Source organism: Pseudomonas sp. MYb327 (genome assembly GCF_040438925.1).
Lineage (GTDB): Bacteria > Pseudomonadota > Gammaproteobacteria > Pseudomonadales > Pseudomonadaceae > Aquipseudomonas.
The window spans coordinates 1,522,490-1,544,631 of sequence record NZ_CP159258.1 but is presented as its reverse complement, the minus strand read 5'-3'; the positions used below and the strand labels follow the sequence as shown (position 1 = coordinate 1,544,631).

At 58.4% G+C, this 22,142-nt stretch carries 25 protein-coding genes; 7 read left to right on the top strand and 18 right to left on the bottom strand.

Annotated features, from left to right (window positions below):
• Positions 1-86: 86 nt before the first annotated feature.
• Together ABVN21_RS06965 and ABVN21_RS06960 are read left to right on the top strand one after the other, a co-directional pair.
• A complete protein-coding gene (locus tag ABVN21_RS06965; RefSeq protein WP_339556305.1) occupies positions 87-1,454 on the top strand; it encodes a cache domain-containing protein in 1,368 nt (455 codons plus the stop codon).
• A gap of 25 nt (positions 1,455-1,479) precedes the next feature.
• The gene (locus ABVN21_RS06960) at positions 1,480-2,112 is read left to right on the top strand and encodes a response regulator transcription factor (protein ID WP_339556304.1); all 633 of its coding nucleotides are present in this window, start codon (positions 1,480-1,482) and stop codon (positions 2,110-2,112) included.
• An 81-nt stretch (positions 2,113-2,193) separates the two neighbouring features.
• Here the strand turns inward: ABVN21_RS06960 and ABVN21_RS06955 are convergent, their stop codons facing one another.
• The 6 genes from ABVN21_RS06955 to ABVN21_RS06930 all read right to left on the bottom strand — a co-directional run bounded on the left by ABVN21_RS06955 (position 2,194) and on the right by ABVN21_RS06930 (position 8,567).
• On the bottom strand, positions 2,194-3,213 hold the full coding sequence (locus ABVN21_RS06955) for an ABC transporter substrate-binding protein (RefSeq protein ID WP_339556303.1): 1,020 nt from the start codon (positions 3,211-3,213) through the stop codon (positions 2,194-2,196).
• Positions 3,214-3,303: 90 nt separating this feature from the next.
• Positions 3,304-3,519, bottom strand: coding sequence for a TOBE domain-containing protein (locus ABVN21_RS06950; RefSeq protein WP_007904463.1), 216 nt, complete (start codon positions 3,517-3,519; stop codon positions 3,304-3,306).
• Between the two features lie 384 nt (positions 3,520-3,903).
• On the bottom strand, positions 3,904-5,250 hold the full coding sequence (locus ABVN21_RS06945; protein ID WP_339556302.1) for a glutamine synthetase family protein: 1,347 nt from the start codon (positions 5,248-5,250) through the stop codon (positions 3,904-3,906).
• A gap of 23 nt (positions 5,251-5,273) precedes the next feature.
• Entirely contained in the window at positions 5,274-5,828 is a 555-nt protein-coding gene (locus ABVN21_RS06940) for an XRE family transcriptional regulator (RefSeq protein ID WP_034150976.1), read from the bottom strand.
• A gap of 25 nt (positions 5,829-5,853) precedes the next feature.
• The gene (locus ABVN21_RS06935; protein ID WP_339556301.1) at positions 5,854-7,143 is read right to left on the bottom strand and encodes an FAD-binding oxidoreductase; all 1,290 of its coding nucleotides are present in this window, start codon (positions 7,141-7,143) and stop codon (positions 5,854-5,856) included.
• 221 nt (positions 7,144-7,364) lie between these two features.
• Positions 7,365-8,567, bottom strand: coding sequence for an NAD(P)/FAD-dependent oxidoreductase (locus tag ABVN21_RS06930; protein ID WP_339556300.1), 1,203 nt, complete (start codon positions 8,565-8,567; stop codon positions 7,365-7,367).
• A gap of 278 nt (positions 8,568-8,845) precedes the next feature.
• Here ABVN21_RS06930 and ABVN21_RS06925 point away from each other — a divergent pair, with 278 nt between their 5' ends.
• Positions 8,846-9,415: an Rrf2 family transcriptional regulator gene (locus ABVN21_RS06925; RefSeq protein WP_339556299.1), complete on the top strand. Its 570-nt coding sequence runs from the start codon at positions 8,846-8,848 to the stop codon at positions 9,413-9,415.
• A 3-nt stretch (positions 9,416-9,418) separates the two neighbouring features.
• On the opposite strand, the gene ABVN21_RS06920 is transcribed toward ABVN21_RS06925, so the two are convergent.
• Together ABVN21_RS06920 and ABVN21_RS06915 are read right to left on the bottom strand one after the other, a co-directional pair.
• Entirely contained in the window at positions 9,419-9,763 is a 345-nt protein-coding gene (locus ABVN21_RS06920; RefSeq protein ID WP_339556298.1) for a hypothetical protein, read from the bottom strand.
• A gap of 64 nt (positions 9,764-9,827) precedes the next feature.
• On the bottom strand, positions 9,828-10,046 hold the full coding sequence (locus tag ABVN21_RS06915; RefSeq protein ID WP_339556297.1) for a hypothetical protein: 219 nt from the start codon (positions 10,044-10,046) through the stop codon (positions 9,828-9,830).
• 166 nt (positions 10,047-10,212) lie between these two features.
• On the opposite strand from ABVN21_RS06915, the gene ABVN21_RS06910 reads away from it, so the two are divergent.
• Positions 10,213-10,452, top strand: coding sequence for a hypothetical protein (locus ABVN21_RS06910; RefSeq protein WP_339556296.1), 240 nt, complete (start codon positions 10,213-10,215; stop codon positions 10,450-10,452).
• A gap of 110 nt (positions 10,453-10,562) precedes the next feature.
• On the opposite strand, the gene ABVN21_RS06905 is transcribed toward ABVN21_RS06910, so the two are convergent.
• Positions 10,563-10,754: an SPOR domain-containing protein gene (locus ABVN21_RS06905; RefSeq protein WP_034150969.1), complete on the bottom strand. Its 192-nt coding sequence runs from the start codon at positions 10,752-10,754 to the stop codon at positions 10,563-10,565.
• Positions 10,755-10,970: 216 nt separating this feature from the next.
• Between ABVN21_RS06905 and ABVN21_RS06900 the strand changes: the two genes are divergently transcribed.
• Positions 10,971-11,333 carry an NUDIX hydrolase gene (locus ABVN21_RS06900; RefSeq protein ID WP_339556295.1) on the top strand — a complete coding sequence of 121 codons (363 nt, stop codon included), beginning with the start codon at positions 10,971-10,973 and terminating at the stop codon, positions 11,331-11,333.
• A 9-nt stretch (positions 11,334-11,342) separates the two neighbouring features.
• Here the strand turns inward: ABVN21_RS06900 and ABVN21_RS06895 are convergent, their stop codons facing one another.
• The 8 genes from ABVN21_RS06895 to ABVN21_RS06860 form a co-directional block, all read right to left on the bottom strand.
• A complete protein-coding gene (locus tag ABVN21_RS06895) occupies positions 11,343-12,116 on the bottom strand; it encodes a 1,6-dihydroxycyclohexa-2,4-diene-1-carboxylate dehydrogenase (protein ID WP_339556294.1) in 774 nt (257 codons plus the stop codon).
• A gap of 7 nt (positions 12,117-12,123) precedes the next feature.
• Positions 12,124-13,137 carry a benzoate 1,2-dioxygenase electron transfer component BenC gene (gene benC / locus ABVN21_RS06890; protein ID WP_339556293.1) on the bottom strand — a complete coding sequence of 338 codons (1,014 nt, stop codon included), beginning with the start codon at positions 13,135-13,137 and terminating at the stop codon, positions 12,124-12,126.
• A gap of 10 nt (positions 13,138-13,147) precedes the next feature.
• On the bottom strand, positions 13,148-13,636 hold the full coding sequence (gene benB, locus ABVN21_RS06885) for a benzoate 1,2-dioxygenase small subunit (protein WP_339556292.1): 489 nt from the start codon (positions 13,634-13,636) through the stop codon (positions 13,148-13,150).
• Positions 13,633-14,997 carry a benzoate 1,2-dioxygenase large subunit gene (benA, locus tag ABVN21_RS06880; RefSeq protein ID WP_339556291.1) on the bottom strand — a complete coding sequence of 455 codons (1,365 nt, stop codon included), beginning with the start codon at positions 14,995-14,997 and terminating at the stop codon, positions 13,633-13,635. Before benA ends, benB begins: the two co-directional genes overlap by 4 nt.
• Positions 14,998-15,214: 217 nt before the next feature.
• The gene (locus tag ABVN21_RS06875) at positions 15,215-16,174 is read right to left on the bottom strand and encodes an AraC family transcriptional regulator (RefSeq protein ID WP_339556290.1); all 960 of its coding nucleotides are present in this window, start codon (positions 16,172-16,174) and stop codon (positions 15,215-15,217) included.
• Between the two features lie 196 nt (positions 16,175-16,370).
• A complete protein-coding gene (catA, locus tag ABVN21_RS06870) occupies positions 16,371-17,300 on the bottom strand; it encodes a catechol 1,2-dioxygenase (RefSeq protein WP_339556289.1) in 930 nt (309 codons plus the stop codon).
• 55 nt (positions 17,301-17,355) lie between these two features.
• On the bottom strand, positions 17,356-17,646 hold the full coding sequence (catC, locus tag ABVN21_RS06865) for a muconolactone Delta-isomerase (protein ID WP_034150962.1): 291 nt from the start codon (positions 17,644-17,646) through the stop codon (positions 17,356-17,358).
• A gap of 10 nt (positions 17,647-17,656) precedes the next feature.
• Positions 17,657-18,805 (bottom strand): muconate cycloisomerase family protein, encoded by a 1,149-nt coding sequence (locus ABVN21_RS06860; protein ID WP_339556288.1) that lies wholly within the window; start codon positions 18,803-18,805, stop codon positions 17,657-17,659.
• A gap of 127 nt (positions 18,806-18,932) precedes the next feature.
• Here ABVN21_RS06860 and ABVN21_RS06855 point away from each other — a divergent pair, with 127 nt between their 5' ends.
• Positions 18,933-19,817, top strand: coding sequence for a LysR family transcriptional regulator (locus tag ABVN21_RS06855; protein ID WP_339556287.1), 885 nt, complete (start codon positions 18,933-18,935; stop codon positions 19,815-19,817).
• A gap of 19 nt (positions 19,818-19,836) precedes the next feature.
• Here the strand turns inward: ABVN21_RS06855 and ABVN21_RS06850 are convergent, their stop codons facing one another.
• Positions 19,837-20,736, bottom strand: a complete 900-nt coding sequence (locus ABVN21_RS06850) for a polysaccharide deacetylase family protein (RefSeq protein WP_339556286.1) — start codon at positions 20,734-20,736, stop codon at positions 19,837-19,839.
• A gap of 372 nt (positions 20,737-21,108) precedes the next feature.
• Between ABVN21_RS06850 and ABVN21_RS06845 the strand changes: the two genes are divergently transcribed.
• Positions 21,109-22,095, top strand: a complete 987-nt coding sequence (locus ABVN21_RS06845; protein WP_339556285.1) for an aliphatic sulfonate ABC transporter substrate-binding protein — start codon at positions 21,109-21,111, stop codon at positions 22,093-22,095.
• Positions 22,096-22,142 lie beyond the last annotated feature (47 nt).

The following is a 22,142-nucleotide window of genomic DNA, read 5'->3' as shown; positions in this document are numbered from 1 at the left end:
TTCCGTCCAGCCGCGCTACTGGCTCGCCCTCGCTTTGGCATATGATGCCGAGCCTTCGCCCTCCCCCGGCCCGGCCAGGATTAGAGATGCAGCTCAAACACAAAATCGTCGCCCTCGGGATTCTTCCGCTGGTGCTGGCCATTGCCGTCATCTGCGCGCTGGTGATTTCCCTGAATCGCCAACTGGGTGATCAACAGGCGCAGCTCATCGAAGACAGCATCCTGGCGAGCAAGCGTGCGGAACTGAAAAACTACGTGGAAATGGCGCAAAGCCTGATCGCGCCGCTGTACGACGACGGCCACGGTGATTCCCACGCTCAGCAACGAGTGCTCGAAGAACTGCGCAAGCTCAGCTTTGGCATCAACGGCTATTTCTTCGTCTACGACCACGAAGGCCGCAGCCTGATGCACGCGCGGCAGTCGGAATTGGTGGGCCAATACCTGTGGGACATGAAGGACCCGCACGGTTTGCCGGTGATCCAGGCGCTGCTGAAAAGTGCGCAATCCGGCGAAGGTTTCCAACGCTACGCCTGGAACAAACCCTCCTCCGGCCAAGTGACAGACAAGCTCGCCTACGTGGTGATGCTCGACCGTTGGGGCTGGATGCTCGGCACCGGCATTTACCTCGAAGACGTCGAACGCGCCACCCAACAGGCCCGCGCCGAAGTCGCCATGGGCATCCGCAAAACCATGATGGCGATTGCCGTGGTTGCGTTGGTGGCGGTGCTGTTTGTCTTCGCCACCGGCATGACCCTGAATGTCAGTGAGCATCGATTGGCGGACAAAAAACTCCAGCGCCTGACCCAGCGTATCGTCAGCCTGCAAGAGGAAGAACGCTCACGGGTTTCCCGCGAGCTGCACGACGGCGTCAGCCAGGTGTTGGTCTCGATCAAGTTTCAGTTCGAACTGGCCAGCCACCTTCTGGAAAGTGCACAGGCCCACGATAAGGGTTTGAGCACGTTAAGAGTCGCCACCGAGCGCCTGGGCGATGCGATTGGCGAGGTCCGCAGCCTGTCCCACGACCTGCGTTCATCCCTGCTCGACACCCTCGGCCTATCGGCAGCCATCGGGCAATTGGCCGCCGAATTCGAGCAGCGCAGCGGCCTGACCGTGACTTACAACGACAACGAATTTGACTGTCAGTTGGTCGACGGCGCAGCGGTATCGCTGTTTCGCATCGTTCAGGAAGGCCTGACCAACATTGAACGCCACGCCCAGGCCAACAACGTTTCCATTACCCTGCGCGGCTGTGAACAATCGGTGCGGTTGACTGTGGTCGATGACGGCGTCGGCTTCAACGTCGCCCAGGTGGAGCGGCTTCACGCCGGCATCGGCCTGCGCAATATCCGTGAGCGCGTTGAACATTTTGGTGGCCGGTTCGACCTGATATCGATGCCGGGAAGAAGTGAGCTCGACGTTCTGCTGCCGATGAAATTAACCGGCAGCCACCGCTGACCCAACAACAAGAGTGAAGCCTGCCATGAACCTGCCCTCCCCGATTCGTGTCGCTTTGGTCGACGATCACTCCCTGGTCCGCGACGGCATCAAGGCGCTGCTGGCCGTCATGGCGCCCCTGGAAGTGGTGGGCGAAGCGGAAAATGGTGCGGAGGCGATCGAGATGGTCGGGCGCTGTCAGCCAGACCTGCTGCTGGTCGACATCAGCCTGCGCGACATGAATGGCCTGGAGCTGACCCGCGTGCTGCGCAGCCAGTATCCGTCGCTCAAGGTGTTGGTACTGAGCATGTACGACAACTACGAGTACGTCAGTGAATCGGTGCGCTCCGGCGCCAGCGGCTATGTGCTGAAGAACGCGCCTTCACGGGAAATCATTGCCGCTATCGAAGCAATCACCAGCGGCGGGACCTTCTACAGCGCCGAAATCGCCCAAAGGTTGATTGCCGACAAAAACACCGACAACGAGCTGACACCCCGCGAAAGCCAGGTGCTGTACAAAATGGCTCAGGGGTTGAACAACAAGGAAATGGCGCGGGAACTGGACATCAGCGTGCGCACGGTGGAAACCCATCGCCTGAGCATCCGCCGCAAACTCAACATCGATAAACCAGCGGCACTGGTCAAATACGCCATCGATCACGGGATTATCTCCCGCTGACCCGCAGGCGCCGGCTTACGGGCGATGGCGTCCTTCAGATCGCTATCGCTGGCAAGCCGGCTCCCACAAAAAGCGATCGGATCAGCTACCTGCACCACCATGCGCTTCTTCGAAAAAGTAATCCTTCCAACTGTCCGCCTTGTTTTTCAACACGCCCAGCGTCTGTAGCTTTTGCGCATAAACAGCGGTGCGCTGGGGCGTGATGGTGAATTCGATTTCGGGGTCGTTGACGATCTTCTCAACCAGCGGCAACGGCAACTTCGATTGCTCCACCCGGATATAGGTCTGGGCAGCGGCGGCCTTGTCGGCCTTGATGATTTTCTCGGCTTCGGCCAATGCGTCGTAGAACGCCTTATAGGTTTTCGGGTTCTCGTCGTGGAATTTTTCGGTGGTGTACAGCACGTTAAACGTGGACTGGCCGCCCAGCACATCGTAGGAACTCAGCACTTTGTGGACGTTGGGGCTTTGCAGCTCTTGATACTGGAACGGTGGGCTGGAGAAATGCGAGCTGATTTCCGAGCCGCCGGCAATCAGTGCCGCCGTTGCATCCGGATGCGCCAGGCTGATCGAGATGTCGTCGAATTTCTTGTATTGGTCATTGCCAAACTGCTTGGCCGTTTCGATCTGCAACGTGCGTGACTGGAACCCGACGCCCGCCGCCGGCACCGCAATGCGGTCCTTTTCGGTGAAGTCCTTCAAGCTCTTCACATTCGGGTTATTGGTCAGCAGGTAGTTGGGCATCGAGCCCAGCGAGGCGATGGCCTTGACGTTTTGCTTGCCTTTGGTTCGATCCCAAATCGTCAGCATCGGTGGCACGCCCGCCGACACCACATCCAGCGCGCCGGCCAACAACGCCTCGTTCATCGCCGTGGCGCCGGAAATGCTGTTCCAGTCGACCGTGATGTCGAGTCCCTGGGCCTTGCCCTGTTTCTCGATGAGCTGCTGGTCGCGCACCACATCCAGAATCAAATAACCGATACCGAATTGCTGGGCAATGCTGATCTTGCCTTCGGCCTGGGCACCGGGGCTGAGCAACGCGCTCACCGCCGCCACGGAGGCTGCCAACAGAGTCAACGCTGAATGCTTGAAGCGAGTCGCCATGAAAACCTCGTAGTGATTGAAAAAGCGGCCGAGGCCGCTGATACCGATCATTTAGATGAGAGAAACGCTGAACCTTGTAGGAGCCGGTAATCAGAGCTTGGCAATCGAGACTTCGGTGGATTTCACGAAGGCAATCACTTCGCTGCCAACCTTCAATTCGAGGTCGCGCACGGAACGGGTGGTAATCACCGAGGTGACAATGCCTGATGCCGTTTGCACGTCGATTTCGGAGACCACTTCGCCTTCGAGAATTTCCTTGATGACGCCCTTGAACTGGTTACGGACGTTGATCGCTTTGATGGTCATATTGAGGCTTCCTGTCTGATGTCACGTACATCCACATGGATGTGCAGGACTCCAAGTTGCACCGCCTTGATCAACATGAAAAGGAATAAATAATTATCTAATTATTCGTTTTGGAAATATGAGATATCGGAGCAACGGCCCGAATAAAAGGATGCAGCGATTCTTCTCCGTCTCGAATCACTGAATTCCGGGCAAAAAAAATCCCAGGCAGCTGATGGACGCCTGGGATTTAAAAATGCATAAACCGTGGTGGTGAACGCGGGGCGGATATTACGGAATATTTCTCTCTGTAACAAGATATTTTAGCTAACCATTCGGTTACTAAATTTCATAAGCCCTTAAATATCCGGGTATTTTTTAAGGATAACCTCGAAACAATCTTAACTAGAGGAACCAACGGTACTCCCGTGCACTGATGTCGTGCATGAATGCCAGGTGGTCCTGACGCTTGTTCTCGCAATACACGTCGACAAATTCAGCACCCAACCCTTCGCGCAACTGCGCCTTTGCTTGCATGAGCTGCACGGCTTCCAGCATCTCCACCGGAAAATCGATGCCACTGCTGCGGTCTTCATTAAGCGGTGCAATCGGCTCACGGCCGCTTTCCAGTCCCTGCTCCATTCCCACCAGAATCGCCGCCAACACCAGATACGGGTTGGCATCGGCACCGGCAAGGCGATGTTCGATTCGCAGGTTTTTCGCGTCCGATTCCGGCACTCGCAAACAAGCATCGCGATCTTCAAAGCCCCAACTGGCACGCGATGCGACGTTCACTGTAGCGCTCAAGCGTCGGAGCGCATTGTGATTCGGAGCAAAGATCGGCATGCAGTGCGGCAACACGTCCAGGCACCCTGACACCGCATGCCGCAGCGCTTGTTGTCCGTTTGCCGCCAGCAGATTGTTGCCGGCCTCGTCATACAGGCTCACGTGCACATGCATGCCGCTTCCGGGGTACTGCAAATACGGCTTGGACATGAAACTGGCGCGATAACCGTGCTTGAGCGCCACGCCGCGAGTGCTGCGGCAAAACAGCGCCGCCCAGTCGGCCGCGCGCAAGCCGTCGTCCGAGTGGCCGAAATTGATTTCAAACTGTCCAGGCCCCAGTTCGGCAGTGATCACCGTGGCATCGATGCCTTGTGCCCGCGCGGTCTCGACCATGTCATCGAGTACCGGGGCAAATCGCGAGAGTCGTTCGATGTGCATGTTCGGCTGATCATCGGCATCGTCGGTCAAGGGGTCGCGGGCGAACTGCGGCAAGCCTTCACGCAGCTGTCGATCGAACAGATAGAACTCCAGCTCGAACGCCACCACCGGGGAAATGCCTTTGCGCTTGAGTCGCTCCAGCACCTGCGCCAACACTTCGCGAGGCTCGAAGACGATTGGTTTTTCCGTGCCATCGGAGGTGATCAGCATCTGCCCCAGCGGTTGGTTTTCCCAACTCACCAACTTCAGCGTGCCGGGAACCAGGCGCCGCAGAGCATCCGGGTCGCCGTCGTTGAAGCAGTAGTCGCCGATCTTGAACAGTCCGCCCTGGGTGCCAAGCAATACGCAGTTTTGCGGCAACTTCAACGCGCTGCCAGCAGCCACTTTTTCGAGCATCTCGATCGGGTAACGCTTGCCGTAGAAATGTCCCGGGATGTCCAGGGAAATCAGGTCGACGTAACGCACATCAGGGTGACGCTGACGAAACGTACGCACTTCGGCCAGCAGATCAGAGCACACAGCATCCATCGTTTTCGTTCCTTGTTGATGTATCAGGTGTAAACCCAGAGGACCCGGGTGAGTCGGTCCGAGAGGTTGCCGTAGCGGCAATGGGCATGACTGGCCAGCTGAAAACTGTCGCCGGCGTGCAACGTCACCGGTTCGTCGTTATCCAGCCACAGCGTCAATTCCCCTTCCAGGACATAGCCGCCCTGCTCCGAGCTGTCTTTCATGTGCCGGTCGCCGCTGCTGGCACCGGGTTCCAGTTGGCTTTCCAGCATCGAAAAGGACGCGCGCATTTTTGGCGAAACCAGGATGTCGGTAATGCCGTCGGCGTAATAAAGCGTGCGTCGCTCGTCTGGCCGGGTTACCCAGGGCAAGGCCATCGGTTTGGGCAGGCTGTAGAAATAGGTGGTCGGCACGCCCAGGGTTTCGCTGATGGCGGTCAGGTCCGCCACCGTCGGCCGGGACAACCCGCGCTCGACCTGGGACAAAAATCCCACGGACCGGCCGATTTTGTCCGCTAGATCCTTGAGGGTGTATTTTTTGTGTTTGCGCAGGTCCTGGATGAGGATCGCCAGCGCCGAAATCTCTTCTTGCATGTCCATCGAAAGGCTTCCAGAAATTGCCGCTTCAAATACTGTCGCGCAGCCGGTACCAGGCCTTGCCGATTGCTTCCAGTGGTGCTGCCATGTACTTGCCACCGGGAAAACTGCCGTTGTGCAAACCCTGATACAACGCCAATTCGTCCGGCCGACCCATTATCGCATCGGACACCGCTCGCGCCCCGGCCAGTGTCGGCAGCACGCCGTGCCCGGAGTAGCCCTGCAGCCAGTACAAGTCGCCGCGTCGACCGATGTCCGGCGTGCGCTGGAGCGTCAGGTCGATGTGCCCGCCCCAGGCGAACTCCAGCTCGACCCCTTTCAGTTGCGGGAACACGCGCTCAAGGCATGGCCGGGTCGCCCCGGCGATGTCTTTTGGCATGCCGCCCAGATAGGTGCAGCCACCGCCAAACAGCAGCCGGTTGTCGGGGGTGCGGCGGAAATAATCAAGCACAAACTGGTTGTCGGTGACGCACGCATTGCTCGGTAGCAGCGCGGTTGCCTGCGCTTGCGAAAGGGGCGCGGTGGCCACCTGATAGGTGCCGACGGGCAACACGCAACTCGATAATTGAGGATCGAGACGATCCAGATAAGCGTTGCACGCCAGCACCAACACGTCCGCGCGAATACGACCATGCTCAGTGGTCACCACATACCCGTCACCGTCCTCGCGATAATCCAGCGCTTTGCTTTGTTCATGAATCACTCCACCGGCCCGCTCAATTGCAGCGGCCAAACCCAGTGCCAGTTTCAGCGGGTTCAATTGCCCGCCTTCAGGATCGAACAGGCCGGCCTGATAACGATCACTCGCGACCCATTCCGGCAGTTGATCCCGCTCAATGAATTGCAATCCATCGTGCCCCCATTTGTGGCTGGCCTCGTGTTGCCACTCCGTCAACAGGCTGACCCGACGCGGCATCACTGATGTCCAGAGGTGGCCGACCCGGTAGTCGCAATCGAAACCATGGCGTGCCGGAAGCTCTCGCAACTCCCGCGCCGCCCAACGCATGCCGTCCCACAAACGCCGCGCGCGCTCATAACCCAGTGCGGCTTCCAGCGGCGGCATGTCACACGACCAGCCAAGAATCGCTTGACCACCATTGCGCCCAGAAGCGGCCCAGGCCACACGGCTGGCCTCCAGCAACGTCACCCGCTTGCCGGCCAGGGCCAGGCGCAATGCGGTGTGCAAGCCGCTGAAACCGGCGCCGATGATCAGTATTTCGGTGTCCTGCTCCCCTTCCAATGCCGATCGATTGACCAGGCGATCGGCACAGGAGTGGGCGTAATAGCTGGCGACATGCTGGGTGGATTGTTGAAACATAAAAGGCTCATGAAATTTTATAGTTTTAATTTCATGAAAAAATACACACTGATTTTCACGCACGCAATGGATTGTTATGTTTTTGGTCGAGAATCTGTATGCAAATTCCTGTAAGGAGCCCGGCTTGCGGGGCTTCTACAGGGACTGGGCACAAGCCAAAAAAAATCCCACCCAGGAAACCCTGGGTGGGACTCAATCAATCACACGGCGCGATCAACCACTCAAGCGACCGGAATCATCGGATCCGCTGCTGCCAAAGCAACTTCACGATCGGCCGCTGGCGGGTAAATCCAGATGGTATTGATTTGGGTCTTGAGCGACTTGCCTTCCTGTCCAATCAATTTGACCTGGCGGTCCCACCCTTCGGTGTAAACCGCGCCCCAGGCCCCAAGGTCCAGACAGGTCACGTACTTCGGCTGGCTGTACGGCGTCGGGTCCACCCCCAAAATCTGCGCGGCCACGTTATTACCGGCATGACGGCCCAGCGAGATAGCGTGCTGGCAAGTCATCAGCGCGTAGTTACCGATGTCGTCGCTGGCGGCGTAGGCAACGTCACCGGTGGCGAAGATGTCTTCCTGGCCAATGACTTTCAGGTGAGCATCGACGTGCAGGCGGCCAAGGCGATCGCGTTCTGCGGGAATCTGTTCAGTCAGCGAACTGGCGCGCACACCGGTGGTCCAGACCACGGTTTTTGCATCAATGCGCTGGCCGTCGGACAACGTCACACCGTTTTCATCAACGCCGACAACCGAAGCCTTGAGGTGCCATTTCACGCCGGTTTCAATACTGGCTTCAACAATCTTCTCGGCGATTTGAGGGCCCATGGACCCGCCGATTTTGTCGCCGCGATCAACGATGATCACGTTGATGTCCGCACGATCACCCAGGATGGCCCGCAGGCGGGTCGGCATTTCGGTCGCAGTTTCGATGCCGGTGAAGCCACCGCCGGCGACCACTACGGTGTTTCGAGCCGCGCTTTCTGGCTGGTTGACCAGGTTCTTCAGGTGGTTTTCCAGGCGCACGGCGTGTTCGATCTGGTCGACGTCGAACGCATGTTCAGCCACACCTGGGGTATCAGGTAATGCGACGCAGCTGCCGGTGGCCAGAACGAGTTTGTCGTAGCTGCATACTTGTCTGGCGCCCGAAGCATCGATGTAACCGACTGTCTTGCGCTCAACGTCGATGGTCTCGGCGGCGCCCTTGATGAACTTCACACCCACGGCATCGAACAGATCGCCAAGCGGCGCGGCCAGTTGGTGGGCGTTCGGCTCATAGAAACGTGGGCGCACGCGCAGTTCCGCCTGAGGCGCCAGAACAGTCACTTCAACGCCGTTGTGATCGTGAATGTCGAACAAACGCGTGGCGCTCAGCGCTGTCCACATGCCACCGAAACCTGCGCCGATAACCAGAATGTGCTGTTTCATTTTTATCTCCGGGGAATAACCAGTGGTGAATTTTGTTATGGGTCAACGCTGATGAGGAGTTCTGCTGCTGACCTGACAACGGCGACTGTATTGATCCGAGTTAAAACCCGCAATCTATTTATTGCGATGGTTGCCATCGATGATTTCGATAGTCTCGGAAAACCCGCTGAACAGCGCCACCCCAAAGGATCTGGCCAGATAGGAACGTAGCAGCCGCATTCGTTGCCTAACTAACAGTCAACTGATAACATTTGCGACAATATTAGTCGGAGATAGAAATGGCTCTTTACAGCGCAGGCGTCGAGTACGGGCTCCACTGCCTGATTTACCTGGTGGGCAATTGCGGCGACTCGCGTGAAGCGAGCGTGCGCGACCTGGCTGAACTGCAAGGCGTGCCACTGGACTATCTGGCGAAAATCTTCACCAAACTGGCCAAGGCAAAACTGGTCGTCGCCACCGAGGGCGTGCGCGGCGGGTTCAAGCTGGCCCGGCCAGCTGACGAAGTCACACTGCTGGATGTGGTCAACGCAATCGACGGGCGCAAGTCGATTTTCGAATGCCGGGACATTCGCGGTCGTTGCGCGCTGTTTGAAGGTGAAGCGCCGGCGTGGGCACAGGAGGGGCACTGCTCGATCCATGCGGCCATGCTGACTGCGCAGAAACGCATGGAAGAGGCCCTCGCCCAACAGACCATTCTGGATATCGCCCGAAAGGTCGGACGCAAGGCGCCAGCGCAATTCAACGCTCAAGTCGACAACTGGTTGAATGATCGCAGGGAAAAGAAAGGCACCGCGAGTGCGCAATCAAACGAAGATCAACTCATCCAGCTGACCGAGATTTCCGACTGAAACCTACAGACAATCTCGCACTGACTTGCGCAGTGCGGCTGATTTTGCCCAGGGCGGCCCCTGATACAGCGATACCCGGCTGCCGTCCTTCGACTTCACGATGTCCAGAATCTCGTCAGACGTAATGATGCTCGGGGCGGTAATTCTGTAGCCATTGGAAATCGACGTTTGAGTCGCGTTGGATATTTCCTTTTTCCAGGCAGGAAACACACACTCAGCCAGTTCTTTTGGTGGCTTTTCGCTGTACTTGTTGACATTCGGCTCGCCCGGCACCACTGACGCAGGCAATGAACAGCCCGCCAGCAACGCCAAAACCCCTACTGCTCCCAATAACGTCCGACTCTGCATGAAGCGCCCTTAATCCTGAAAAGGTGAAATGTAGCTTGTCGTTGACCTGACTTCCAATAAGGCGTCAGTGGTCGGCATTGCTATCGCCGGAATAGGGATATGACCGTGTATTCAGATACGTCATCCATCGTTCGTAGGCCTCATGTTGCCATTGAGTGACCCGCTCCCAATCGGGACCGCTGAGCTGATGCTCGGAGATGAGTTTCATCATTTCGCTGGTAGCCGCGTCCAGATCAGCGATCAAGTCATGAGCCTGCGCCCTGAAGTCATCGGTAGCCGTCATTTGAAATATCCCGCCCTGGCGAAAAATCGATTCATCAATACGACAGCGGATTTTTTCGATTGACGAAACTTCCCGACCAAAGGATGCAGTACACGATCAGACGAACTCAACGCCCCACCTTGGAAATGGGTCTAAGATTGGTTAGCGCAGCATTCAGGAGGTCGTCATGTGGCTTAACGAATCGGAACAACAACTGCGACGCGATCTGCAAGGGGTAGCGTCGGATCTGCGATGGTCCGCCGTGGAACTTTTGCGCATAGCCGAACAGTTGCGCCTGTCTGGAAACGACGTCGATGCAGAAGCCGCCAAAAGACTCTGCGAACTGTTCCAGGGCGATGAAGAGCGACTGTCGGGCTACGCCGAGGAAATAAAAGCCAAAACCATCACCCGAAACAAGGCTCACTAGCGGACGCGGCCATTAACAGGCCGCGTTCTTGTTTCTGTGTTTCACGGAATTCCGTGAAGAACCAATAAAAAGCTCCGGCATGCCGGAGCTTTGACGTACTTTCCGTTTGATTACTGGCTGCGCGTTTGCCCGCTCGAGCGCGATTTGTAGCCAGGAAGAGACGCCGCAAACGCCAGTGCTTCTTCTCGACTGCCAAAGGACCCAAGTCGGTCACCTTTGGTGCAGACACGCCATGGGCCGTTGTTCACGCTGAGTACGTCGTAACCGTTCATGTGCATTCTGTTCAACATCGGAACGCTCATAGTCACCCTCCATTTCGGTAATGATTTCCAGAGTCAACGTGCCTACCTTACACCCAGCTACCGACAAGATGCCGACCAGACGTCGTCTCGGGATTTCGCCTTTTAAATGCACTTTTACACTCTTTCAGCGCTCCAACTTTCCGAAGCTGGCAAAATGCGCGCGGCTCGAATATTGCATTTTTATTGCTGTTTTGTGACAACCGATTCAGGTAACCGATGAAAGTACGCGCAACCGTCATCTGCGAACAGGATCGCCACGTTCTCCTGGTGCGCAAGCCCAGGTGCCGCTGGGCCTTGCCCGGCGGAAAGGTCGAGTTGGGTGAAACCGCGACGGAGGCCGCTATCCGCGAGCTTCAGGAAGAAACCGGCCTCGATGTCGACGACATGCTGTACCTGATGGAAATGGAGTCGGGCGGTACTCGTCATCACGTCTACGAGGCGTCCGTCGTGAATCTGGAACAAGCGCGGCCACAAAATGAAATCTTCGATTGCATCTGGTTCCCTCTGGACGCCGTGCAAAACCTGAGGACCAGCGACGCCACGCTCCGAATCGTCAAAGCGTTTCAGCGCCGCTTGTAATTGCGCATGTCAGCCCTGATCACCGCCACCCACCGGCATGACCATGCCAGTGATATAGGACGCTTCGTCGCTGGCCAGAAACAGAATCGCGCCGGCCTGCTCATCCAGCGTGCCGTAGCGCTTCATCAAGCTGCTGTCGAGGGTCTGGTCGACGATCTGCTGATACCAGACTTTCTCCTGCGCGCTCTGTTCAGTGCTGTTGCGAGGAATCACCCGCGGCGGCGCTTCGGTGCCACCGGGCGCAGTAGCATTGACCCGCACTCCACGCCCGGCGGTTTCAAACGCCAGGCACGCCGTCAATGCGTTGACTCCGCCCTTCGCCGCGCCGTACGGCACGCGGTTGATGCTGCGGGTGGCGATGGACGAGACGTTGACGATCGCACCACTGCCCTGCTCCAGCATGAACGGCAACGCGGCATGACAGCACCACAAGGTCGGGAACAGCGAACGGCGGACTTCAGATTCGATCTGCGACGCCTGGTAGTGCTCAAACGGCTTGGTCCAGATCGTGCCGCCAACGTTGTTGATCAGCACATCAAGACGACCAAAGCGCTCGACCGCGGTCTGCATCACCCGGCTGCATTCTTCGTATTGCTCAAGGTCGGCAGTCAACGCCAGGACCTGACTGCCCTGCCCCAATTGTTGCTGGACCTCGAAGACCAGGTCGGAGCGGTCAACCAGAATCAGCTTCGCCCCTTCAGCGGCCATGCGTTCGGCGACACGCCGCCCGATGCCTTGGGCGGCTCCGGTAACCAGCGCGACTTTTTCTTGAAATCTGTTCATGAAGACCTCAAGCCGCGCTAGCGGCAAATTTTTCGTAGTAGAAATTCGCCGGGGCAATGCCTTGCTCACGGATGAACTGGCTGACCGCCTCGACCATCGGCGGCGGGCCGCACAAGTACACGTCGACGTCGCCATCATTCAAATGCTTGGGCTCGATGTGCTGGGTCACATAGCCCTTGAGCGGGTGCTGACTGTCGGGGCTGGCCACGCAAGCGCTGTAGCTGAAGTTCGGAATCCGTGCGGCGAGGGCTTCCAGGCGATCGAGCTCCACGAGATCGAGATCGTGCGTCACTCCGTAGATCAAATGCAGTGGATGCTCACTGCCCTGCTCGGCGATTTTCTCCAGCATTGCAGTAAACGGTGCCAGCCCCGTACCGCCGGCCAGCAGCAATAACGGCCGACGGATATCACGAAGATAAAAACTGCCGAGCGGCCCGGCCAGGCTCATGCGGTCGCCAGCCTTGGCCATGCCGGTGAGAAAGCTGCTCATCAAACCGCCGGGAACGTTGCGGATCAAGAAACTGACCTCACCGTCGCGCTGCAACGAGCTGAACGAATAGGCGCGGGTCTGTTCGCTGCCGGGAATTCCCAGGTTCACGTACTGCCCCGGCAGGAACGCCAGTTTGCTCAGGGCGTCACCCTTGATCGACAAAGCGATGGTGCTGTCGGACAACTGCCGCACGGCGCTGATGGTGGCGTCGTAGCTGGCCTGACGCGTGCGACAAACCTCGGAGGAAGTCGGCACCCGCACCACGCAATCGCTCTGCGCGCGCATCTGGCACGTCAGGACAAAACCCTGTTCGGCCTCTTCGGCACTGAGGGCGTCTTCGATGTATTCCTCGCCCAAGTCATAACGACCGGCCTCGGCGAAACACTTGCAAGTGCCGCAGGCGCCGTCGCGGCAGTCCAGCGGAATATTGATGCCCTGGCGATAAGCCGCATCGGCCACGGTTTCGCCGGCATTGGCGTCGATGAACCGGGTGACGCCGTCTTCGAAATTGAACGCAATGGAATGGGTCATGACGGCCGCCTCACAAGTGGTAAACATCGATGACCTGGCGAACGTAATCGTTCTTCAGGATCACTTTCTTGGCCTTGATCAGCGGGTTTTCACCGCGCACGTCGAGGGTGTAGAAACTGCTGCCGAAATAGCTGTCGACGGTCTTGTAGCGAAAGCTCAGGGTGTGCCAGTTGAAGCGCACCTTGCACAGTCCGTCAGCCTGTTCGAGCAGTTCGATGTTGCTGATGTTGTGCGAGGTACGGGTGTCCGGCACGCTGGCGCTGGAACGCTCGGTCTTGATGCGGAAGACGCGGTCTTCAAGGCCTGTGCGGTTGCCGTACCAGATCAGCGAGATTTCCCGCTGCGGGTCTTCGGTCAGTTCGTCGTTGTCATCCCACGATGGCATCCAGAACGTCGCGTCCGGGGCGTACAACTCCAGCCATTCATCCCATTGCCGGTCATCGAGGTAACGCGCTTCGCGGTAGAGAAAGTCGCGCACGGTGTCGTAGGAAATACTCATTGCACGTCCTCCACGGCGATCAGTTTCGACTGTTGCGCAGCCAAAGCCTTGAGCATGGTTTGTTGCCAGTACTTGTGTTGCAGCACGAACAGGCCTTCGTCTTCGGTGCGCACACCACTGAGCAGCGGATGCAGGTCGATTTCTTTCGCCGCGTCGTCGGCGCCTTCGATCCAGTGCTCGGCGCCGCGGGACATGTCGTTCCACGTGGTGACGCTGCCCTGATAGCTGGTCTGGCAGGAGCGGAACTCTTCCAGATCGTCCGGTGTGGCCATGCCGCTGACGTTGAAGAAATCCTCGTACTGACGAATTCGGCTGGAGCGCGCGGTGTCGCTTTCGCCTTTGGGGGCGATGCAGTAAATGGTGATTTCGGTGCGGTTGACCGAGATCGGTCGGGCGATACGGATTTGCGAGCTGAACTGGTCCATCAGGTACACGTTCGGGTACAGGCACAGGTTGCGCGAGTTCTCGATCATCCAGTCGGCGCGGGCCTTGCCGAAGTCCTGGGCCAGCTCATCGCGACGCTCGTACAGCGGACGGTCTTCCGGGTTGGACCAACGGGTCCAGAGCAGCATGTGGCCCTTGTCGAAGGAGTAGAAACCACCGCCCTGCTTGGCCCAACTGCCGGCGCTCATGGTCGGGTTGGTATCGCCGGCCTCGCGCTGCTTGCGCTGGTTCTGGGTGGCCGCGTAGTTCCAGTGCACGGAGCTGACGTGATAACCATCGGCACCGTTTTCGGCGGTGAGTTTCCAGTTGCCTTCGTAGATGTAGCTGGAAGAGCCGCGCAGCACTTCCAGGCCATCGGCGGACTGGTCGACGATCATGTCGATGATCTTCGCCGACTCGCCGAGGTGCTCCACCAACGGCACCACGTCAGACTTGAGGCTGCCAAACAGGAAGCCGCGATAGGACTCGAAACGCGCAACCTTGGTCAGGTCGTGGGAGCCTTCGCAGTTGAAGCTCGACGGGTAGCCGGCATTGGCCGGATCCTTGACCTTGAGCAGCTTGCCGGAGTTGTTGAAAGTCCAGCCGTGGAACGGGCAAGTGTAAGAACTCTTGTTACCGGACTTGTGCCGGCACAGCGTCGCGCCGCGGTGACTGCAGGCGTTGATGAAAGCGTTGAGCACACCATCCTTGTTGCGCGCGATGAAAATCGACTGGCGCCCCATGGTCGTGGTGTAGAAATCGTTGATGTTGGGGATCTGGCTTTCGTGCGCCAGGTACAACCAGTTGCCTTCGAAGATGTGTTCCATCTCAAGATCAAACAGGCGCGGGTCGGTGAACATCTCGCGCTTGCAGCGATAGATGCCTTTTTCTGGATCGTCTTCAAGCAGGGAATGAAGATATTCGGGTCGCAGGGTCATGGCCGCCGCCTCCATTGTTATTGTTCAGGCAGGGGTCATGCTAGGACGGGGCGATGGGACGGACTATCCGCGGGGTGCAGACCTGTATCCGTTTTGTGCAAGTGAACGTTGCGACACCGCTAACTGTAGGAGCCGGCTTGCTGGCGATTCAGGCGATGCGATGTGTCTGGGCTGACGCCATCGCCAGCAAGCCGGCTCCTACAGGGGGTGTGGTGATTCAATCCCGGCGTTTGAGGGTATCGGACGGTAACTCACCGAACTGCTTGCGGTAGCTGTCGGAGAACCGCCCCAGGTGCAGGAAGCCATAATCCATCGCCACTTCGGTGACGTTGCGCACGTTGCAGGTCGGGTCGCTCAGGCAGGCATTGATGCGTTCCAGGCGTTTCTGGCGGATATAGTTTTTCGGCGTGGTCCCGGCGCTGCGTTCGAACAAGCCGTACAGCGAGCGCAGGCTCATGCTGGCCTGGCGCGCCAGTTGTTCGCTGTCGATGTCTTGCTTTAGGTTGCGCGCGATGTAATCGGCGATCGCCTCGAAGGTGGCCGCCGGTGAACCGAGGCTGACGCGACTGACGTTGGTCTTCATCAGGCTGAGCATCTTGCTGACGATGATCTGCGTGTAATGCTCCTGTACCCGCGGAATCTGTTCAGTGGCCTCGGCTTCCTGGCAAATCATTGCCAGCAGGTTGACGAAGCCTTCCAGTTCATCGAGCTGGTAGCGGTTCTCCAGAAACCGCACACCCTGCCCCGGGTAGCGCCAGCGCTGTTCGTCGCAGACGGATTCGAACAAATGGGTAGGTACTTTCAGGATGAATTTTTCGCAGTCGGCGGAATACGTGAGGTCCACCGGATCGTCGGGATTGATCAGCAAGAGTTCACCGGGAGCGAAGTAATGTTCCTCGCCGTGCCCGCGCCACAGGCAGTTACCGCGCAGCAGTACTTGCAGGTGATAGATGTTCTCCAATGCGCCGGAGGTCACCCGCACACTGGCGCCGTAACTGATGCGGCACAGGTCGAGGCTGGCGAATTTTCGATGATCGAGACTGGCCAGCGGCCGGCCCGTCCTGGGCATGAGAATGCAGTGATTACCGACGTGTTGATTGACGTAGCCCGACACCGCGTAGGGGTCGGCATGGTCGAATACTCTGCTGCGCTGACTCAACAGTTGCGCTTGCATCATCGGGTCACTCTGGTTGTTGTTATCGATTGCGTCGGGCCATTCTAGAACACTGCATCGGTCGCTTGAGATATTTCCGGCGAGCTGCACAAAGCCCCTGTAGGAGCAAGCTTACTCGCGATGACGGAGTGCCAGACAACATGAATGTTGAATGTTAATCCGCTATCGCGAGCAGGCTCGCTCCTACAGGGTTTTACGATCAGTCCTCGAGTGCGCGGACTCGCTCATGACGCTGTTGCTCTTGCGGCTGAGCGGTCGACTGCAGGGTGAAGTCGAACTCGATTTCAGCGAACCGACCGCTGACACCGTGAGCCGCTGCACGCGCCTGATCATCGCTGAAAGTGATCTTGGCAATCAGCTCGTCACGGGTGGCGTAGGCGAAATCGTCATGCAGGTACTTTTCGCCATCCAGATTGATCTGAGTCGTCAGGTGACGATGATCCGGTGCCGAAATGAAGAAGTGCACGTGCGCCGGACGCTGGCCATGACGGCCCAGTTGATCGAGCAATTGCTGGGTCGGACCATCCGGCGGGCAGCCGTAGCCCGACGGCACGATGCTACGGAAACGGTAGCGGCCTTCGGCGTCGGTAACGATGCGGCGACGCAGATTGAATTCCGACTGCGAGGCATCGAAGTACGAATAAGTGCCACCCGTGTTGGCGTGCCAGACATCCACCACCGCGCCGGCCAAGGGTTCGCCAGCGGTGTTGAACACACGACCTTGCATGAACAGCGTCACACCCGGATCGACGCCGTCATCCAGACGCGCTTCACCCTGCGACAGCGGTGCGCCGGCGACGTACAGCGGGCCTTCGATGGTACGTGGCGTACCGCCGGATTTGCCGGCCTGCTCGTCTTCGGCGTCCATCAACAGGTCGAGGTAATGTTCCAGGCCGAGCCCGGCCACCACCAGCCCGGCCTCTTGGCGCGCGCCCAGTACGTTGAGGTAGTTGACGGCTTTCCAGAACTCTTCCGGGGTCACGGCGAGGTCTTCTATGATGTTCACCGAGTCACGCAGGATGCGGTAGATCAGGGCCTTGGTCCGCGAATCGCCGGCATCGTTGTGCAGGCCACTGGCCTCTTCGAGAAACTTCTGGACTTCGGCAGTGTGGGAAATCTTGACGTTCATTTGGTTGGGTTCCTCATCTTGTAATTATTAGCGTAGCGAACTGAGCAGGCTGGGCTCAGCGGTCGTCGTCACGAATCGAAGACGGATGCCGGCACATCGCATCGATTTCGATGGCCATGTACGGAAACAGCGGCAATTGCATCAGCAGGTCGTGCAGTTCCTGAACGCTATCAACATCAAACACGCTGTAGTTGGCGTAGTGTCCGGCGATGCGCCACAGGTGACGCCACTTGCCTTGATCTTGCAGGCGCAGGGCCAGGGCCTTTTCGTCAGCCTTGAGTTTCGCGGCCGCTTCAGGATTCATATCGACCGGCAAATTCACGGTCATCTTTACGTGGAACAGCATAATGCTCTCCTCAAGCTTGATGAATGGCAGTGGATGTATTGTCGCGGCGGAAAAACGCCAGGCGTTCTTCGTCCAGGCTCAGGCCCAGACCCGGCGTTTTCGGCACATGCAGCTCGAAATCGCGGTACTCCAGCGGTTCGCTGAGAATGTCCTCGGTCAGCAGCAACGGGCCGAACAGCTCGGTGTCCCACGCCAGTTTGTTCAGGGTGATAAAGGCATGGGCCGAAGCCATGGTGCCCAGGCCACCTTCGAGCATGGTCCCGCCATACAGGGCGATACCAGCCGCTTCGGCGATGGAGGCGGTGCGCAATACAGCGCGCGGGCCACCGTTCTTGGCGATCTTCAGGGCGAACACCGAAGCCGCGCCTTCACGGGCCAGGTTGAACGCATCTTCCACGCATTCAATGGATTCGTCGGCCATGATCGGCGCCGGGCTCATGGCATTCAGTCGCACCATGCCGGCGCGGTTGTTGCGCGAGATCGGCTGTTCGATCAGGTCGATGCCGTTGGTACCGAGAATGCGGCAGGCACGTATCGCGACGGCTTCATCCCACGCCTGGTTAACGTCCACCCGCACGCTGGCGCGATCGCCCAAGGCTTTCTTGATCGCGATCACGTGGGCCAGGTCGCGGTTGACTTCGCCGGCACCGATTTTCAGTTTGAAGATGCGATGGCGGCGCAGGTCGAGCATTTTTTCCGCTTCGGCGATGTCTTTTTCGGTATCGCCACTGGCCAGGGTCCATGCCACCGGCAGCGCATCGCGTACACGCCCGCCGAGCAATTCGCTGACCGGCACACCGAGGCGCTTGCCCTGGGCGTCGAGCAACGCGGTTTCGATGCCGGACTTGGCGAAGGTGTTGCCACGAATACTGCGCTCCAGGCGCAACATGGCGGCATTGACGTTGCTGCTGTCCTGACCGATCAACAGCGGCGCGAAGTGTGTGTCGATGTTGGTCTTGATGCTGTCAGGGCTTTCGTTGCCGTAGGCCAGGCCACCGATGGTGGTGGATTCGCCGATGCCCTCGATGCCATCGGCGCAACGCACGCGAATAATCACCAGGGTCTGGTTCTGCATGGTGTGCATCGCCAGCTTGTGCGGGCGGATGGTCGGCAGATCGACGATGATCGTCTCGATCGATTCAATGGCTGTAGCAAGCATTTCGATACCCATCAGGTTCTTGGAGTTCTGGAATCGATTCTCGTACGGCTTTTTTTAGGATGCCAATATAGAATTGGTCTGACTTGATACCTAAAAGGTATGCAACTGATCGGCGTCTGGAGGCCTCATGGAACTGCGTCACCTTCGTTATTTTCAGGTTTTGGCTCAAACCCTCAACTTCACCCGCGCCGCCGAATTACTGCACATCGCCCAACCGCCCTTGAGCCGGCAAATCCAGCAATTGGAAGATGAATTGGGCGTGATGCTGCTAGAGCGCGCAAGACCGCTGAAACTGACCGACGCCGGACGGTTTTTTCATGAACATTCCACCGCGCTGCTCGAACAGCTGAACAAGGTTTGCGACAACACCCGGCGCATTGGTTTGGGCGAGAAGACCTGGCTGGGTATCGGTTTTGCGCCGTCGACTTTATATGGCGTGCTACCGGAACTGATCCGGCGCTTACGCAGCGGCGAGCCACTGGAGCTAGAGTTGGGGCTTTCGGAAATGACCACGCTGCAACAGGTGCAGGCGCTGAAGGCCGGGCGTATCGACATCGGCTTCGGGCGAATCCGCATCGACGACCCGGCCATCGTCCAGACCGTCTTGACCGAGGATCGCCTGGTCGCCGCCCTGCCCGCTGGCCACCCTTTGCTCGCCGGACCCATCAGCCTGCGAGACCTGGCGAAAGAACCCTTCGTGTTGTACCCCGGCAACCCGCGTCCGAGCTACGCCGACCACGTCATCGCACTGTTTGAGTCCTACGGTGTAAGCATCCACGTCGCGCAATGGACCAATGAGTTGCAAACGGCGATCGGTCTGGTGGGCGCCGGTATCGGGGTCACGTTGGTGCCGGCCTCGGTGCAACTGCTGCACCGCGACGACATTGGCTTCACCCCGTTGCTGGAAGATAACGCGACCTCACCGATCATCCTCAGCCGACGGGTCGGGGATGTGTCGCCGGGGTTGAACCATTGTTTGCAGATGATTGATGAGCTGTTGCCACGAAGTTAACGAGACCTGTGGCGAGGGATCAGTGTGAATCGCTGTTCCAGATCCAGTTCCAGAATCCCGGGAGTTTCACCGGCTGCGAACTGTCGCGCACCGTACGCGCCATGGCCGCCCGCTGCAGCGCTTCGGTGTCGATGTAAAACGCTTGCTCCGCGACGTTCACCCCCGTCTCGCGGGCGCTGTCGAGGAGGATTTGCAGGTACTCACGGGTATGCCGCGCGGTATAGCGATTGAGGTCGTGGAAGGTCACCACCACCGGAATCACCCCGTCCACCACCGGCAACTGGCCGAGGGCAATGCGCTCGCGCACTTCGGACATTGAACGCAGGAAATGCGCCCGTCGCCGTGGGCTAGCGTTGAAGCCCCAGATCTTGCCGTCATTAGCACTCAAATCGGTCAGCAGCACATGCAGGCCATGCTGCTGATACGCGGCGAAAGTGCGTTTATCGTAATTCCAGAATGGCGGGCGCAGCAGCGTCGGCGCGGCGCCGGTGATCGCGGCGATGTCGGTGCTGCCATCGGTGAGTGCTTGTTCGAGCGCTTGCGGGTCGAGAGAACGATGGTTGGTGTGCGAAGGCGTGGCCGTGTGGAAACCCAGAATATGCCCGGCAGCCCGCTCACGGTGCATGATCCGCCGTCCTATCTCGCTGCCACCGGCCCGTGAGGCCCGGGTCTGCACGAAGAACACGGCTTTGATGTCGGGTTGCAGCGGATTGCGCGCCAGGCTGTCGAGCACGGTTTCGGTCGGATTCCAGAAACTCGAGGCGCTGGGGCCATCGTCGAAGGTCAACAAAAAGCGGATGGGGGGTTGTTCTCGCAGGCGCTGTTCGGTCTGCGACGTCATTTCCAGGGGCGCGGCGATGCAGCCCAGCAAACTGACTGCCATGGCAAACGCCATTAGAACCTTGACCCACTGTTTCATTTATTTGCCTTGAGCCAGACCGTTTCGGTCAACAGTTCGGATGGCAAAAATCCTTCGCCCGTAAATCCATCGTCCGCCCGCAGGTAGCTGCAGGCCGAGGTTGGATCAGGGTAGACAGTGTTTGGTTCCGGCGCTGCCCCGCGCCCGGATTTACGGGATTGCGTCACGCCCAGTGTTGGCCAAGCAACAGCAACTCAACAGAGTGCTTTCTACGGTACATCCGGCACCCGCTTCAGGCAGCTCAAAGTCCCGATACAGCGCAATTTCAAGGACATGGCATAGAGCCTGCAATATTCCGTTTATGCAGGAAGCAGTCGATCAAATTAATTTTTTGGACATAAGAATTTCGCCGCCTTGCCCGGAGCCCGTTCCATGAAACCGACCTTCCGTTTTGCCAAATTCAGGTATCTGCTCAGTGCCTGCGCCATGGCCCTGAGCCTGCAACCCGTGGCCCAGGCCGCTGAAACGCCCCCGGCTGAAGTGCATCTGGATTACGCGTACTACTCGCCGGTCAGCCTGGTGCTCAAGCACTTCGGTTTTCTCGAAAAAGCCCTGCCCCAGACCAAGGTCAGTTGGGTGTTGAGCCAGGGCAGCAACCGCTCGCTGGAATACCTCAACAGCGGCGGCGTCGACTTCGCCTCCTCCGCCAGCCTCGCAGCGGTCCTCAGTCGCGCCAATGGCAGCCCGATCAAGTCGGTCTATGTCTATAGCCGCGCCGAATGGACCGCGCTGGTGGTGCGCAAGGACTCACCGTTCAAATCCGTCGCCGATCTCAAGGGCAAGAAAATTGCCGCGACCAAAGGCACTGACCCGTACCTGTTCACCTTGCGCAGCCTGCAGCAGGCCGGCCTGAGCAAAGACGATGTGGAGTTGGTGCATTTGCAGCATCCGGACGGTCGCACCGCTTTGGAGAAAGGTGATGTCGACGCCTGGGCCGGACTCGATCCGCACATGGCCGCCAGCCAGGTCCAGGCCGGTTCGCGCCTGTTGTATCGCAACACCGATTTCAACAGCTATGGCGTGGTCAGCGTGACCGACACCTATGCCAAGGACCATCCGCAAACCATCGACACCGTGCTGAAAGCCTACGAACAGGCTCGGGAATGGGCGGTAAAAAATCCTGAAGATCTGGCGAAACTGCTCGCCACGGAATCCGGCCTGCCGCTGGAAGTGGCCAAGTTGCAACTGTCGCGCACCGACCTGAGCAGCCCGCAATTGACCGCCAAGGATGTGATCGCGTCGAAGGATGCCGCGCCGATTCTGGTTTCCGAAGAACTGGTACGCCGTGGGGTGAATGTCGATCAGGTGATCGATCAACTGATCGACACTGGTTTCAAGGAAACCGTCGCCCGCCAGTAAAAGCAAAAGATCGCAGCCTGCGGCCGCTCCTACATTGGGTTTCCCTG